The following is a 14,699-nucleotide window of genomic DNA, read 5'->3' as shown; positions in this document are numbered from 1 at the left end:
CCCCCGGCGGGCCCGGCGGCCCGGGCGGCCCCGGCCAGGCCCGGGGCCCGGCTGCTCCGCCCGGCCCCCGGGGCCCCGCGCTGAACCTCCGCAGCCCCGCCCACCGGGTCGAGCGCGAGCTGCTGAAGCTGGCCCTCCAGCGCCCCGAGCTGGTCTCCCCGGCCTTCGACGCCTACGGCGAGGACGAGTTCACCGCCCCGCCCTACGCCGCCGTGCGCCGCGCCATCGAGGACGCGGGCGGCGCGGAGGGCGCCGACACCGACTATCTGCGCCGCGTCCGCGAGGCCGCCCCCGACGACACGGTCCGCGCCATGGTCACCGAGCTGGCCGTGGAGCCCCTCCACACCCGCCGCGAGGCGGACGAGGCGTACGCGGGCGAGCAGCTGGTCCGGGTCCGCCAGGCCGCCGTCAACCACCGGGTCAGGGAGGTCCAGGGCACCCTGCAGCGCCTGGGGCAGCGCGCCGACCCGGCCCATCTGGCCGCCGTCCAGAACGAGCTGTGGGTCCTCCAGCAGTACGCCCAGTCCCTCCAGACCCAGGGCGCCGCGGCCCTCTGACCGGGCCGCGGCAGGGGTCGTGGCCCGGCGCCGCGGACGTCGCGTAACCGGGCGGTCACCGGCCGCTGCGTAAAAAGTGCCCGCACGCCCCTCGTGGCGGGCGTGTGTCGTACTCCACACTGGGGTGCGGTGCCTGAGTCCTCGGAGCGCGGCGGTGTTGGCCGGGTAGGCCGGGAACCCCCGCAGATCCGCTCATGATGTACGGGACGGACGGCGGCGTGGCCGGCGCGTCCGTACCCGATCGTTCTGCCGCCTCAGCAGCGATCACCCTGGAGGTCGCCCCCGTGCAGACCCAGACCCTCACCGACGCGGCCTCCATGGCGCCGCCGCAGTCCCCGGCCCCGTCGGCCATGGGGCCACCGGAACCCCCCGCGCCCCCCGACGCGGCCCTCGCCCCGGAGCCCCCGGGCGCCCAGCCCGACGTCGCACCAGGCACCGAGACGGACGCCGAACCGGCCGAACCGGACGCCGAGGCCGAGGCCGAGGTCGAGGTCGAGGTCGAGGTCGAGGCGGACAGCGGCCCCGCCGACCGCCCCGCCCGCCCCGAGACCACCGGTCCCTCCTCCGACCTCTTCCGCCAATACCTGCGCGAAATCGGCCGGATTCCGCTCCTCTCCGCCGTCGAGGAGGTCGAGCTGGCCCGGCGGGTCGAGGCGGGCCTGTTCGCCGAGGAAAAGCTCGCCTCCGCCCCCGACCTCGACAGCCAACTCGCCCTCGACCTCGACCGGTTGGTGGTGCTGGGCAGGATGGCCAAGCGCCGGCTGATCGAGGCCAATCTGCGCCTCGTCGTCTCCGTCGCCAAGCGCTACGTGGGCCGCGGCCTGACGATGCTCGACCTCGTCCAGGAGGGCAACCTTGGCCTGATCCGCGCGGTCGAGAAGTTCGACTACGCCCGCGGGTACAAGTTCTCGACGTACGCGACCTGGTGGATCCGCCAGGCGATGTCCCGCGCCCTCGCCGACCAGGCCCGGACCATCCGGGTGCCGGTCCATGTCGTCGAGCTGATCAACCGGGTCGTCCGGGTGCAGCGCCGGATGCTGCAGGAGCGCGGCTACGAACCCACCCCCGAGGAGGTCGCGCTCCAGCTCGACCTCACCCCGGAGCGGGTCGGCGAGGTGCTGCGCCTCGCCCAGGAGCCGGTGTCGCTGCACGCGCCGGTGGGGGAGGAGGACGACGTCGCGCTCGGCGACCTCATCGAGGACGGCGACGCCGCCTCACCGGTCGAGTCCGCGGCGTTCCTGCTGCTCCGCGAGCATCTGGAGGCCGTGCTGTCGACGCTCGGCGAGCGCGAGCGCAAGGTCGTCCAGCTGCGGTACGGACTGGCCGATGGCCGCCCCCGCACGCTGGAGGAGATCGGCCGGATCTTCGGCGTGACCCGGGAACGCATCCGCCAGATCGAGTCCAAGACCCTCAACAAGCTGCGCGACCACGCCTTCGCCGACCAGCTCCGCGGCTACCTGGACTGAGGTCCCCTCGGAAGGTCTCAGCCCCCGGCCTCGAACGCCCCCGGATGCGTCTGCTCCCGTACCGCCACGTACTGCTGCCGCACCGCCTGCCCCACCGCCAGATCGTCGCCCGGCTCGAACACCTGGCTGGCGGCCGCGGGCCAGCGCGGCGGCTCGTGCGGGGACAGCGTCCCCTGCGCGGCGCCCAGCGCCCACGCGGCCTGCCGGGCGGCGCCCAGCGCGGCGTAGTCGGCGGGCTGCGGCACCACGATCTGCGCGCCCAGCAGCGCGGGCGCGATCGCCCGTACCGCCTGGAGGTCGGCCGCCGGGCCCAGCAGGAACACCCGCCGCACCCCGACCCCGCGCCCCCGCAGGATGTCGAGCGCGTCGGCGAGCCCGCACAGCATGCCCTCGAATGCGGCCCGCGCCAGATGCTCCGGCTTCATGGACTCGCGCCGCAGCCCGGTCAGGGTCCCGGCGGTGTGCGGCAGGTACGGGGTCCGCTCACCCTCCAGATACGGCAGCATCACCATCCCGTACGAGCCGGGGGTGGAGTTCAGCGCGAGCGCCGACAGCCCCTCCAGGTCCGTGCCCAGCAGCTCCGCCGTGCCGCGCAGCGCCCGCACCGCGTTGAGCGTGTGCACGACGGGCAGGTGCATGCCAGTGGCGTCGGCGTACGACAGGATCGTGCCGGTGTGGTCGGCCAGCGCCTCGTGGTGGATGGAGAAGACCGAACCCGAGGCGCCCAGCGAGATCACCGCGTCGCCGACCCCCACACCAAGGCCGAAGGCCGCGGCCATGGTCTCGCCCGTACCGGCCGATATCAGCAGCCCCTCCGGCGTCTGCCCGGCGGGCTGGGCCGGCCCGATGACCTCCGGCAGCCGCACCTGATGGCCCAGCGCCAGCTCGACCAGATCCGGCCGCCAGGCGCCGGTCGCCGCCGACCAGTAGCCGGTGCCGGAGGCCGTACCGCGGTCCGTCGTACGCCGCAGCGGCCGCCCGAGCAGCTGCCACACCAGCCAGTCGTGCGGCTGCAGCACCTCGGCCACCCGGCGCGCCGCGTCCGGCTCCGACCGCGCCATCCAGCGCAGCTTCGCCACCGACTGGGCGGCGGTCGGCACCGCGCCCACGGCCTGGGCCCAGGCCGCCCGCCCGCCCAGCGTCTCGATCAGATCGGCGGCCGCGGACTGCACCCGCCGGTCGTTGCCCATCTGCGCGGGACGCACCAGCGCCCCGTTCCCGTCCAGCGTCAGCAGCCCGTGCTGCTGCGCCGAGACGCCGATGGCCTGCACCCCCTCCAGCAGCCCGCCCTCGGCGGCCTCCCCGAGGGACAACAACCACGTCTGCGGGTCCACGTCATGGGGCGTTCCGCCGGAGGACGGCGCCGGGTGCGGCGCGTACCCCTGCTTGAGTACGGCACCCGTATCCGTATCGCAGACGACGATCCGCGTGCTCTCGGACGAACTGTCCAACCCGGCGACTATCCCCATGGACCAGATCATGCCACCGCGGTGGCTAGGTGTTGCTGGTGCCCCAGTCGTCCTCCTCCGCCGCGGAGCGTGACTCCCGCTGCGTGATCTTGTCCCGCAGCGGCCGCACCTTGCCGAGCGCCTTCGTGGCGGCCTCCCGGCCGCCCAGCGCGGCCGACTCGGCGGTGTTACGGACGGCCGGGTTCCGCACGAACCGCTGCGTGCACGCACGCAACTGCTCGTACCTCTCGCGGCCGGCTCGCGTGCCGAACACGTAACCCACAGCCAACCCGCTCATGAACGTCAGCCGGTAGCGCATCGACCTGCCCTTCTGGTTGTCCTTCGTCTCGGACCCCGGAGTCGTGCCGCACGTCTACCCGCACGCGCCGCAGATCACCCTCCGATCACCCACGGGCATACCGATTGGCGGACCACCCCCCTGCTTGCGCTAATGTATGTGTCGCAGCGAGCGCACGCCCTCCGGGAACCCCGGACGGGGGCGCGGTCGAGGCACACGGAGCAATCCCCTGTAGCTCAATTGGCAGAGCAGCCGGCTGTTAACCGGCAGGTTACTGGTTCGAGTCCAGTCGGGGGAGCTCGGTCCCCTGTAGCTCAATTGGCAGAGCATTCGGCTGTTAACCGGAGGGTTACTGGTTCGAGTCCAGTCGGGGGAGCAGCACGGAAGAGGACCCCGTACGGGGTCCTTTTTCATGCCCTCTTCCCCCGTTCACGCCCTGCTCACCCCCCTGATCCCGGGCCGATCCAGGGCATGCGGGCGCCCAACATCGGCCCGCCGAAGCAACAGATCGTATGAGCGGCTATGCTGCGGCAGACGGCGCGCACAGATGTGCACGACGCGCCGTTACGGGGCGGTAGCTCAGCCGGTTAGAGCAGCGGACTCATAATCCGTCGGCCGTGGGTTCGAGTCCCACCCGCCCCACCACACGCTACGCGGGCAGAATCCTTCTGGCCTGCGAGGACGGGAAGGCCGTGGGCTGTCGTCCCGCCTTCCTTGCCTGTGGCGTCACTGTAGGCACAGGTCTGCGGACATCTCGAACCCAGGCGTCATGCGGCCGTCGGCGGCTGTCCTGCGGCAGGCACGAGGGCCTCGTACCGCTCCTGGTCCGTGTTCGTCGGCCTGCTGAGGAGATCTGGCCGTGGGGGACGGGTCAGCACGCGTTCCCAGGTGCCGTCGGTCGGTCACGGCCGACGACTCTCACAGGGCTGCCTCCATGGTTCGAACTGCTCTGGCGGTGATGGACGGGCCTTCCGCGTACCGCCCGCCGCAGACGCGGGACCGGCCCCAGAACGGTGCGGCGGCCGGTCTCGTCTGCTCGCTTGGCGGCTCCGGCACCGAGGCGGCCGACTTCTGGGGCACGGTGCATGCGGACAGTGCGCTCGGCTACGCGAAAGATGGCCGGATCGTGTGCCGGTTCGAGCCGGGCCGCGAGCACGAGCGCACGGGTGCGGGTCGTGAGCGGCTCGCCGGGCCTATGCGGGAGGCGGGCCTGCTGCCGGCGGACGACAGGTCGACGTATGAGCACGGTCTCGCCGTGGAGCAGCCCGAACTCCGGGCCCTGACCGTGGCCGAGTCGGCGTTCGGGCTCGATCTGCCCCGCCGCGACGTCCTCGACGGGCCGCTCCTTGCCGTCCGACTAGCGGAATGAGTGGCCTGGCCGGCCAGATACGGATCGGCGGGTCGCCTCTCCGGTGGGACGGCTGGTCGCCCACGGCTTGCCGCAGGTCCAAGGGGTGCGGCGACGCCCGGTGCGACGACCGTGTGCTGCTCGACTCAAGCCAGGACGACCCGTGTTGTGAGGGCCGACAGATCGACTGCCGTACCTAGGGCGGCCCGGCATCGTGGCCGCCGCTGGACGCCACGATGCCGGGCCGAGCGCTGGGCGGTCAGGGCTTGGGCCCGCGAGCATTGTGCTTGGCCCCGGTCAGGTCGGCCGGGACCACCGCTTCGCCGGCCCCGCGGAAGGCCGCTTGACGAAGCTGATCTTCACTGGGCGGTTCAGGTGGAGGTGCCTGTGCTCGGCCCAGGGTAGGCACCGACTCGGCATTGCCAGGTGCCTGATTCATCAGAGTCTTCCCAGATGACTTCGTTCTGTGTCAGGCGAGGTCTAGCCGGCCGATGGCTACCGGGAACCACTGGAAGGCCCACGGAGCAGAGTTCGACGTACGCGTCCGGGATTCTGTCGGCGAGCTGATAGAGGATGCTCGCCTCGGTTCCGCTGACGTCGATGGAGAACCCGACACCCATACCCGAGCTGTCGGAGACGAGGACGTCCACGTACCCTTCCATGCTCGACGTGGAGCATGTAGTGGTTGGTTCCTCTGCAAGGCCTGCCCAATGAAGGTCGTGCAGCACCTTCTCGGTGAGTCCTTCGATGTCGGACACCTCGCCTCCTTTTCATGTCGGTACTAACGGTTTAATTTGCAATGATGGTGGTGGAATTTTTCATTCCGCCGAGGTCATCGTTCAGCGGACCAAGCGCGTTGGCAGTGGACCGGCCGATCCCGATCGAGATGCTCACAGCGAAAGCCGATACTGAGGGCCGACATTGGTCTCTTCCTCGACGGTGGCGACATCTGCTGGGAATGGCTGCGCTTGCGGAACTTGTAGTCGCCGGTCAAGGATGTCGCCTGTACCCGGGAGGTCAGCTCCGACACGGCGCGCCGGGCCCCGGGCGGGGCTGCGTCGACGTCGCGGCGGTCCAGGCCGCGTCCATGATCACATCCGGCAGGGTAGGCCCGTTCGCCGGAAACGCCCGCGCACTCGGCGTCGACGCGGGGCTTTTCCTCTCACAGCCAGCGCCACACGCTGCTTGTGGACACCGGCGAGATCGGGCAACGCTGGTCGTCGGGGTACCAGCAGTACCTCCCTCAGTCTGCACGACGGGCTTACAGTGCGGAGATGGCTATGATGGATCTACGCACCGAGATCCGGGAGTTTCTCAGCTCACGCCGCGCCCGCATCGCACCCGAGCAGGCAGGCCTGACTGCCTACGGCGGCAACCGCCGGGTCAAAGGTCTGCGCCGCGAAGAAGTAGCGTTACTGGCAGGGGTATCGGTCGACTACTACGTGCGCATGGAGCGCGGCAGCCTCGCTGGTGCTTCCGACGGCGTGCTCGAGGCGTTGGCCTCTGCCTTGCAACTCGACGAGGCGGAGCGCGAGCACCTGTTTCACCTCGCGCGCCAATCCGGCGCGCCCAGGGGCCCGCGCCGGCGTAAGCCTGCCGTGACGGTGCGCTCGACGCTGCAGCAGGTGCTCGACGCGATCTCCGACGCGCCGGCCTGGATCGGTAACGGCCGTTATGACGTGCTCGCCATGAATCAACTCGCTCGCGCGCTGTATTCACCGGTGCTGGTCGACTCGCGACGGCCCGCGAACACAGCGCGGTTCGTCTATCTAAGCCCCGAGGCGGCCCAAGAGTTTTTTGTCGACTACGACCAAATTGCCAGTACCGTGGCCGCGAAGCTGCGCATGGAAGCCGGCCGCAATCCACGCGACGAGGAGCTGATCGCCCTGGTCGGCGAACTGTCGACGTGCAGTGAGCTATTTCGGCAGCGGTGGGCATCTCAGGACGTGCGGCTGCACCGGTCCGGCCGCAAGCGTGTGCGCCATCCGGTCGTGGGCCAGCTCGACTTGGACGTCGAGCCCCTGGAACTGGCCGCCGAACCCGGCCTGCACCTGAACGTCTACACCGCCTCGGCGGGCACACCGACCGCTGACGGTCTAGCGCTACTAGCGTCGTGGGCGGCCACGCAACAGACGATGGCCACCGAGATTTAAGCACTTAACGGATAGTTCGGATAATCGGGCCAAGTCAGCTTTTCCGGTTCTGGAGTCTTGTGCCCGGCCGGCGCGACAACATGGAACGGGTCCATGACGGTGAGCGCGTCCGGGGGAGTTTCGGTGGCGGCGTTCTTGTAGCCGCCGAACCCGTCCATCGCCACGATCCAGACCTGGTCGCGGAAGGCCTGCGTGCGGGCCTCGAGTCAGCTGCTCATCGCGGCCGCGGAGCGGTCCGGGGCCATGTCCAGCAGCCGCACGGGCCCCTTGTCTGCGACAACCGACGTGAGATCGGTGATCACGGTGACGAACCCATCGGCCTGGCGGCCCAGGACGTAGGACCACTTGTGCTCGTCGACTCCGGTCACCTGGACCCCGGTCCAACCGTGCGGGGCCGGCGGGAGCGCCTGGGTGGCTTCGACTGCGATCGGGTTGACGGTGGCCCTGCCGATGGCCAGGCGGCGCAGGATGTACTGCGCGCAAGCGACGCGTGGTCGACGCGCCAGGCCGAGCGAGCCGGCTGGTGTCGTGGGCGAAGACCTCCCGGACATGCCGTCATGGGTGCAGCGGTAGCGCCGCGCCCGTACGCGCAGCTCGAGCGGGTGCCCGGCCACCGGCACGTCAGTGACCTTGCGTGTCGGCCATCTGGGCAGGCGGCGACGGTTCAGCGGCCGAACAGTGGCTTCAACTGCTCGGGAACGCGCTCGCCATGGATCGGAATGTGTGCCGCGGCCTCCTCGATGTGCTGCAGGTCATCGGGCGTCAGCTCGACGTCGAGTGCGCCTAGGTTTTCTTCGAGGCGGTGCAGCTTGGTGGTGCCGGGGATCGGCACGAACCATGGCTTTTGCGCCAGCACCCAAGCGAGAGCGACCTGGGCCGGTGTAGCTTTCTTGTCGTCGGCAATCTGCTGGAGCAACTCGACCAGTGCCTGATTGGCATGTCGTGCTTCCGGTGTGAAGCGCGGCAGGGAGCGGCGAAGATCATTGTCGGCCAGAGACGTGCGATAATCGATTTTGCCGGTCAGATAGCCTTTCCCGAGTGGGCTGTAGGGTACGAGGCCGATGCCCAACTTCTCCAAGGTCGGAATGACCTCGGCTTCGTGCTCTCGCATCCACAGCGAGTATTCGCTTTGCAGCGCTGTTACGGGCTGCACGGCGTGGGCGCGGCTGATTGTCGTCGCGCCCGCCTCCGACAAACCGAAGTGCTTGACCTTGCCTTCGGAGATCAGCTCTTTTACCGTGCCGGCCACGTCTTCAATGGGTACGTCGGGATCGACGCGGTGTTGGTAGAGGAGGTCAATGCTCTCGGTTTGAAGACGCGTGAGCGATGCCTCAGTTACCCGACGGATCTGCTCCGGGCGGCTATCGAGCCCCGACATCGGGGTCGGCCCGTGTTCGCCGTGCCTGAGACCGAACTTGGTGGCAATCACCACCTGGTCGCGCACCGGCGCCAGCGCCTGACCGACCAGCTCTTCATTGGTGAAAGGGCCATAGACTTCGGCGGTGTCAAAGAAGGTCACGCCGCGGTCAACTGCCGCCCGCAGTAGTTTCGTCATCTCGGCTCGGTCCGGGGACGGACCGTAGAAGAAGCTCATGCCCATGCAGCCGAGTCCTAGAGCTGAAACTTCGAGTTGCTGTCCAAGTTTGCGCTTCTGCATTACAGATGCTCCTTCAGTAAACATCGAACGTCCAGGCCATCGCTTCCCCTGTGTTCAGCCGGGAACCGCCCACAGCCAAGGGAGGCCCCTGGCAAAGCCTCGCGCCGACGCCTAGGTGCCTGATGCGGTCGTCGCGATGCCGCCGTCTACCGGGATGATGGTGCCCGTGAGGTAGGACCCAGCCCGGCTAGCGAGAAACGCGGCGATACCTGCCATGTCGTCGTCGCGGCCGAGCCGGCGCAGAGGGGCCTTCGCCGCGATCGTGTCGCCGATGGAATCGAGCGTGGACGCCATCATCTGCGACGGGAACGGTCCTGGGGCTACCGCGTTCACCGTGATGTGCTGCGGGCCCAGTTCTCTGGCAAGCACTCTGGTGAGTTGATGGAGTGCCGCTTTGCTGCTGGCGTACGAGTAGTTGGGCGACTCGGCGACGTGAATGGCGGCGATACTGCCGATGTTAATGATCCGCGCGGGATCATCGGCGGTGCCCGCCCTGCGAAGTGCTGGGAGGAGCGCCTGCACCAGCCAGAACGGCGACTTGAGGTTGAGGTCGATCACTGCGTCCCAGGCTTCGTCCGGGAACGTCTCCAGCGACTCGCGCCACATGGCTCCCGCGTTGTTGACAAGGATGTCCAGGCGTTCCGAGTCGACCTTGACGAGATCAGCGAGGCGCTGACACTCGTCGTGCCTGGACAGGTCGGCGGGGATTGCTTGAACATCGCCGAATTCGGACAGTAGATGCTGTGCCTCCGCGCACGTGTCTGCCTTGCGTGAGCTGATGACGACGCGGGCGCCCGCCTGGAGAAGGCCGCGCGCTATCATCATCCCAATCCCCCTGGTGCCGCCAGTGACAAGGGCGTACTTCCCACTCAGATCGAAAAGTTCTGTGTGAGTGGTGAACCGGTTGTCCGCCATTGGTCTCCGTCCCTTCTGTCGTGGAAGAATGCGCCGACACGGTCGCGCATTCGGGGCAGCTGAATTGAACTGCAGGGGGTAAAGCTGCAGTGCGTGTCCATGGAGTGTTGTCGGCGCTTTCGTGCAGCTAAGCAGGTCTTACAGGCGGCCGGGAGACCCTCGGGGTACCGGTACTGTGAGAGCCACCCTCGCGTGGTGGACCGATACTCCGCGAACGTGGAGTATCGGCGCTCGAATCCCGGGAGCGTGGCCGGCCGGGCCGGGGCCTGACCTCACGGGCACCATCATTCCGGTCGACGGCGGCATTGCCACGACTGCCTTCTCGGCGTTGGCGGCCAGGACGTCGGGGTGGCGGGCGTGGGCGTTGCGCCGGCGCAGGTAGTCCTGGAGTTGGCGGGCCAGCGCGGGGTGGTTGGGGTGGTTGGTGGCGCCCATGGTGAAGGTCTGCAGTGGCCGAAGTGGGCCTCGACGGGGCTGGCCCAGGAGGCGTAGGTCAGGGTGAAGCACAGCTCGACGTTGTTCTTCGCCGCCCAGGGGCGGATCTCGGGGGTCTTGTTCGCGGAGAGGTTGTCGAGGATGACGTAGATCGGGGCGCCGTCGGGGCGGGCGGCCCGGATCGATTTCAGCGCGGCGAGGGTGTTCTCGCCTCCTTTGCGTTGTCGGGTGACGCCCCAGAGCTGGTCGTCGCCGAGGCTGTAGCAGCCGTGGAAGTACCGGATGCCGTGGGTGCGTGGGTAGGTCGCGGGCAGCCGGACCGGGTGCGACTCGGACGCCCAGGTGACGCCGCGGCAGGGGCGGATCGACAGCGGCCCGAACTGGTCGAAGGCGAAGCAGCGGTTCGGCCGGCGGCGGGTGGCCTCCTCGATCCGGTCGAGCTTGGTGTCCTTGTCCGGGTCGTTGGACTCTTTCCAGGTCCGGGTCCGCTGGAACGACACCCCACGCGAGCGCAGCAGTTGGCGCAGCCGCTCGCGACCGATACGCAGGCCTCGCGACCGGCCCTGGGCGCGGCCGTGCGGCAGCGGTGGTCGCACTCGCCCAAGTGAGCGGCGAGCTTGCGCACGCTCCAGTGCGAGAGCGCCGGCCCGTGGGCCGATGGGCGGGCGGTGGCCGTCGCGACGATGAACTCGACGTCATCATCGCTGACAACAATCTGGTGACCTGGAAGCAGAGTCGGGCATCGTCTCCTGAGTCCCAGGCCGAGTGCATCGAGCGCCACACGGTGAAGGCTGCGGACCTCGCCGACTCGATCAATGGCTTCGCGAATAAAGCCAGCGAAGCGCTGGACGCCACCGGATAACAGCCGACGCCTACTCTGCGGCGCCGCTGGTCGTGGGCCGGGTTTCCAGCGACCGGTCTCCGATAACCCGTGCCAGACCGTGTACGACCTCACCGCGTGGTGCCGACCGTGGTCGGCGGCTGCCCAGTCGCGCTCCCGCTCCCGCCGAACTGACCACCAGCCAGGGCAGGCCAGAGAGGCTCGCTCGGGAGGGCGGCCACTTGGCCCACGCACTGAGCGGGCCGACCGCGGGTGAGTCCGCTCGCCGCTCCCGGTCTTCTCCGTGCGCGCCCCCGAAGGCGTGAGGCACTTGCCTCACCACGCCGGATCGAGCCGGATCGAGGAGGTCTCAGCGGGATCGAATGGGGTGGAGATGTCCGATGTTCCGGTAAAGCCGCAGGTGAGATGGTCACCGGATCGGGTTCGAGTCCCACCCGCCCCACTCCGCGCTACGCGGGCAGAATCCTTCTGCGAGGACCGGAAGGCCGTGGGGTGTCGTCCCGCCTTCCAGGAGATCTGGCCGTGAGGGACCGGTCAGCACGCGTTCCCAGGTGCCGTCGGTCGGTCACGGCCGACAACTCTCACGGGGCTGCCTCCGTGGTTCGGACTGCTCTGGCGGTGATGGACGGGCCCTCCGCGTACCGCCGGCCGTAGCCGCGGGGCCGGTCCCAGAACAGTGCGGCGGCCTCGTCGAGGTGGTGGGGCGGATCCTGGCCGGGGAATCGCGGCCGGACGCAGGCGCGGTGGCTGACGGGCATGGACCTTGGCGAGTTGGACGAGTTCGCGCTCGCGTCGTTACGGCGCGAGGCGGCCGCAGGGGTCCTGCCGATGGACACCACGCTCACCGCCCGTCATCGGGGAAAGGAGGAGAGCCATGGTGGTCAGGGCTGCGCGGTGACCGAACAGGCGCTCCCGAAACGGTCCTGACTACGGTCCGGCCGTGCCGACGGCGTTTCCAGAGGGGTGGGCGACCTCCCAGGCCGCCTCGATCATCCGGAAGATCTCGTCCACCGCGGTATCCGGATCGGCCGCCTCGCGGGCCAGTGAATAAGCGTCGATCACGAACCTCGCGATCGTCCGGCAGGCCGTCGTGGTCTGTGGCAGATCGGGATCGGCGGCGATGGCCGTTGCCAGCGACTCCGCGTGGCGCAGCCTCATCGACTCCTCGTACTCCCGCAGAGCGGGTGACGCGTCGATCATGCGCCAGATCGGGGCGGCGCTGTCCGCCGTGCAATGTCGCACCAGGGCCTGGATCTCGCGGCGCAGTGCGGGGATGAGCGGCTCGTGTGGCGCCCGGCCGGTGACCGCCTGTGTGAGGCGCTGCTCGAAGTCCTCGTCCTGCTCGAACACCAGGGCCTCTTTCGAGGCGAAGTGGGAGAAGAGCGTGGTGACGGCCACGTCGGCCTCGGCGGCCACGTCACGGATGCCCACTGCGTCATACCCGCGTTCCAGGAAGAGTCGCAGGGCGCTGTCAGCGATCTTCTGGCGGGTCGCGGCCTTCTTGCGTTCACGGCGTCCGGTCGGCACGGTCATACCTTAACACTATCAGGACCGAAAATGAATCGGTTACTAAAGACTAACCGTTAGTGTTACGGTCGGCCGCATGAAGAAAGTGAGCTTCGCCGAGTTCGGCGGTCCGGACGTTCTGCAACTCGTGGACGCCGAGGAGCCCCACGCGGGCCCCGGTCAGGTACGCATCGCCGTGCGGGCGGCGGGCGTGAACCCCGTCGACTGGAGGGTTCGTGAAGGCCAGGTCCTGGGGGCCCATCCGATCGAGTTGCCCTCCGGAGTCGGGCTGGACGCCTCCGGGGTGGTGGACGAGATCGGTGAGGGTGTCGAAGGGGTCGAGGTCGGCGACCGTGTGTTCGGTGAAGGCTCAAGCACCTATGCCGAGTTCGCCGTGCTGTCGGCCTGGGTCCGTATGCCCGAGGGGCTGACGTTCGAAGAGGCGGCCGGATACCCCTCTGTGGTGGAGACCGCATTGCGCATCATCCGGGAGGTCGGTGTGCGGTCCGGGCAGACGCTGCTGGTCAGCGGCGCGTCCGGGGGAGTCGGATCGGCGGTGCTGCAGATCGCCCGCGACCGCGGCATCACGGTGATCGGCACGGCTGGGGCCGCGAACCAGGACTATCTGCGTAGTCTGGGCGCGCTCGCCACGACGTACGGCGAGGGCTGGGTCGAGCGGGTGCGGCGGCTCGGCCATGTCGACGCGGCTCTCGACCTGGCCGGCTCGGGCGTGATCCGCGAGCTCGTCGAGCTGACCGGGGATCCGCAGAAGGTGATCTCGATCGCCGATCTCGGTGCGCCGGAGTTCGGTGTCCGATTCTCCGGCGTGGCCGGGAGCGTGCCGGATGCGCTCACCGAGGCCGTCGGCCTCATCTCGCGGGGGAAGCTCCACATCCCGGTGGAGAAGTCGTACACGCTCGCCGAGGCCGCGGCGGCGCACGTCGACAGCCGTGCTGGTCACACGCGCGGGCGCCGGGTCCTGGTCGTCTGAGAGCCGGCTGCGCGCCGTCCTCGAGCTGATCGTCGGGGGTGTGGGTGTCCGCGCCGACGTGAGCGAGTGGCGGGCCCGCCATCGGAGTGTCGGTGGCGGGTCTCCCGCCAAATCCGTACGCGACCTGTCGCGACGGGTCAGGTGCCTCCGCCGGCGATGTGGGTGCCACCGGCCGACCGCGTCCTGCCCCGTCACGGCGGAGCGCGTGATCAGTAGTGGTACCGGGCCTGGACGATGATCAACTCGTCGTCGGTCGGCTTGTACACGAGCCGGTGCGTGTCGTCGATCCGCCGGGACCAATAACCCGAGAGGTCGCCCTTCAGCGGCTCCGGTTTGCCGATGCCCTTGAAGGGGTCGCGCATCGTGTCGCGGATCAGCTTGTTGATGCGCTTCGCCGTCTTGCGGTCGTTCTCCGCCCAGTAGGTGTAATCCTCCCAGGCGTGTGACGTGAACGAGATCTTCACGCCCGTTCCGCGTCGGGGTCGATCAGCTCACGCTGCTGAGCCTGGCCGGCCTCGGCCTCGGCGATGGAGTCGAGCAGGCGGCGGGCGTTCTTGGGGGAGCGCAGGAGGTGCACCGTCTCTGTCCACGAGGTGAAGTCCTCTTCGGACATCAGGATGGCGTTCCCCTTGCGGGAGGTGATGTGGACCGGGGCGTGGTCCTCGTTGACCTGCTCGATCAGCGGGAACAGGTTCTGGCGCGCCTCGCTGGCGGTGATGGGCATGGCTGCCTCCTCTCTCGACTTGTACAAGATATCGTACGGGTTTGCCGACGTCTACTGATCATCACCAGTCAGCCGTCCGCCCGAGGTCTGAGGTGCGGTGCTGCTTGGTCACCGGTCTCGCCCATGCGCCTCCCGCGTAGGCGTGACGCCAATGCCTCGCCGCTTCGGATGGAGCCGGAACGAGGAGCGCGTAGGGGACGCGCGCGGCCCCGGGCGCTGCGGGCGGCAGGTCGATATCGGCCAGGTATGGCCGATATCGACCTGCTGGCTGGCCTGATGTGCCCTGGATACTCGTGCCGTTGCCGCCGCGCGCTGTCGGCGCGGCGCCTCGGCTTGGAGGGGCTCATTCCGCCTTCCACC

13 protein-coding genes, 3 tRNA genes and 4 pseudogenes are annotated in these 14,699 nt (G+C 69.1%); 10 read left to right on the top strand and 10 right to left on the bottom strand.

The window, feature by feature from the left end:
* Positions 1-557: pseudogene (locus ABZ562_RS32755) on the top strand (DNA primase); the annotation flags it as partial.
* A 129-nt stretch (positions 558-686) separates the two neighbouring features.
* A pseudogene (locus ABZ562_RS32750) lies at positions 687-2,023 on the top strand (RNA polymerase sigma factor).
* 17 nt (positions 2,024-2,040) lie between these two features.
* Here ABZ562_RS32750 and ABZ562_RS32745 read toward each other — a convergent pair.
* Both ABZ562_RS32745 and ABZ562_RS32740 read right to left on the bottom strand, forming a co-directional pair.
* Positions 2,041-3,492 carry an FGGY family carbohydrate kinase gene (locus ABZ562_RS32745; protein ID WP_361486654.1) on the bottom strand — a complete coding sequence of 484 codons (1,452 nt, stop codon included), beginning with the start codon at positions 3,490-3,492 and terminating at the stop codon, positions 2,041-2,043.
* Positions 3,493-3,517: 25 nt separating this feature from the next.
* A complete protein-coding gene (locus tag ABZ562_RS32740) occupies positions 3,518-3,790 on the bottom strand; it encodes a hypothetical protein (protein WP_055550281.1) in 273 nt (90 codons plus the stop codon).
* A gap of 204 nt (positions 3,791-3,994) precedes the next feature.
* Between ABZ562_RS32740 and ABZ562_RS32735 the strand changes: the two genes are divergently transcribed.
* The 4 genes from ABZ562_RS32735 to ABZ562_RS32720 all read left to right on the top strand — a co-directional run bounded on the left by ABZ562_RS32735 (position 3,995) and on the right by ABZ562_RS32720 (position 5,138).
* Positions 3,995-4,067 (top strand) — tRNA-Asn (locus tag ABZ562_RS32735).
* 5 nt (positions 4,068-4,072) lie between these two features.
* Positions 4,073-4,145: transfer RNA gene (locus tag ABZ562_RS32730), tRNA-Asn, on the top strand.
* Positions 4,146-4,337: 192 nt separating this feature from the next.
* Positions 4,338-4,414 (top strand) — tRNA-Ile (locus ABZ562_RS32725).
* Positions 4,415-4,703: 289 nt separating this feature from the next.
* The gene (locus tag ABZ562_RS32720; RefSeq protein WP_361486651.1) at positions 4,704-5,138 is read left to right on the top strand and encodes a hypothetical protein; all 435 of its coding nucleotides are present in this window, start codon (positions 4,704-4,706) and stop codon (positions 5,136-5,138) included.
* A 350-nt stretch (positions 5,139-5,488) separates the two neighbouring features.
* On the opposite strand, the gene ABZ562_RS32715 is transcribed toward ABZ562_RS32720, so the two are convergent.
* On the bottom strand, positions 5,489-5,875 hold the full coding sequence (locus ABZ562_RS32715) for a hypothetical protein (protein ID WP_361486648.1): 387 nt from the start codon (positions 5,873-5,875) through the stop codon (positions 5,489-5,491).
* 525 nt (positions 5,876-6,400) lie between these two features.
* Between ABZ562_RS32715 and ABZ562_RS32710 the strand changes: the two genes are divergently transcribed.
* Entirely contained in the window at positions 6,401-7,270 is an 870-nt protein-coding gene (locus tag ABZ562_RS32710; protein WP_361486659.1) for a helix-turn-helix transcriptional regulator, read from the top strand.
* Positions 7,271-7,341: 71 nt separating this feature from the next.
* On the opposite strand, the pseudogene ABZ562_RS32705 reads toward ABZ562_RS32710, so the two are convergent.
* From ABZ562_RS32705 to ABZ562_RS32690, 4 genes and pseudogenes are all read right to left on the bottom strand, one after another.
* Positions 7,342-7,632, bottom strand: a pseudogene (locus ABZ562_RS32705) (transposase); the annotation flags it as partial.
* Positions 7,633-7,934: 302 nt separating this feature from the next.
* Entirely contained in the window at positions 7,935-8,927 is a 993-nt protein-coding gene (locus ABZ562_RS32700) for an aldo/keto reductase (protein ID WP_361486646.1), read from the bottom strand.
* A gap of 111 nt (positions 8,928-9,038) precedes the next feature.
* On the bottom strand, positions 9,039-9,842 hold the full coding sequence (locus ABZ562_RS32695) for an SDR family oxidoreductase (protein WP_361486644.1): 804 nt from the start codon (positions 9,840-9,842) through the stop codon (positions 9,039-9,041).
* 309 nt (positions 9,843-10,151) lie between these two features.
* Positions 10,152-10,986 (bottom strand): annotated as a pseudogene (locus ABZ562_RS32690) (transposase); the annotation flags it as partial.
* Between ABZ562_RS32690 and ABZ562_RS32685 the strand changes: the two are divergent.
* Together ABZ562_RS32685 and ABZ562_RS32680 are read left to right on the top strand one after the other, a co-directional pair.
* Positions 10,882-11,139, top strand: coding sequence for a hypothetical protein (locus ABZ562_RS32685; RefSeq protein ID WP_361486662.1), 258 nt, complete (start codon positions 10,882-10,884; stop codon positions 11,137-11,139). The pseudogene ABZ562_RS32690 and the gene ABZ562_RS32685 sit on opposite strands and share 105 nt — an antisense overlap.
* A gap of 735 nt (positions 11,140-11,874) precedes the next feature.
* Positions 11,875-12,045: a hypothetical protein gene (locus ABZ562_RS32680; RefSeq protein ID WP_361486642.1), complete on the top strand. Its 171-nt coding sequence runs from the start codon at positions 11,875-11,877 to the stop codon at positions 12,043-12,045.
* On the opposite strand, the gene ABZ562_RS32675 is transcribed toward ABZ562_RS32680, so the two are convergent.
* Complete coding sequence (locus ABZ562_RS32675) at positions 12,046-12,651, bottom strand: helix-turn-helix domain-containing protein (RefSeq protein ID WP_361486639.1); 606 nt, start codon at positions 12,649-12,651, stop codon at positions 12,046-12,048.
* Positions 12,652-12,721: 70 nt separating this feature from the next.
* Here ABZ562_RS32675 and ABZ562_RS32670 point away from each other — a divergent pair, with 70 nt between their 5' ends.
* Entirely contained in the window at positions 12,722-13,615 is an 894-nt protein-coding gene (locus ABZ562_RS32670; RefSeq protein ID WP_361486637.1) for an NADP-dependent oxidoreductase, read from the top strand.
* Positions 13,616-13,824: 209 nt separating this feature from the next.
* Here ABZ562_RS32670 and ABZ562_RS32665 read toward each other — a convergent pair whose 3' ends face one another.
* On the bottom strand, positions 13,825-14,079 hold the full coding sequence (locus tag ABZ562_RS32665) for a Txe/YoeB family addiction module toxin (protein WP_361486634.1): 255 nt from the start codon (positions 14,077-14,079) through the stop codon (positions 13,825-13,827).
* Complete coding sequence (locus ABZ562_RS32660) at positions 14,076-14,339, bottom strand: type II toxin-antitoxin system prevent-host-death family antitoxin (protein ID WP_361486632.1); 264 nt, start codon at positions 14,337-14,339, stop codon at positions 14,076-14,078. The genes ABZ562_RS32665 and ABZ562_RS32660 overlap by 4 nt, the downstream gene beginning before the upstream one ends.
* Positions 14,340-14,699 lie beyond the last annotated feature (360 nt).

Source organism: Streptomyces sp. NPDC019937 (genome assembly GCF_040631655.1).
Taxonomy (GTDB): Bacteria; Actinomycetota; Actinomycetes; order Streptomycetales; family Streptomycetaceae; genus Streptomyces.
Note: the sequence above shows the minus strand (reverse complement) of the source record. Positions and strands in the feature narration are given on the sequence as shown.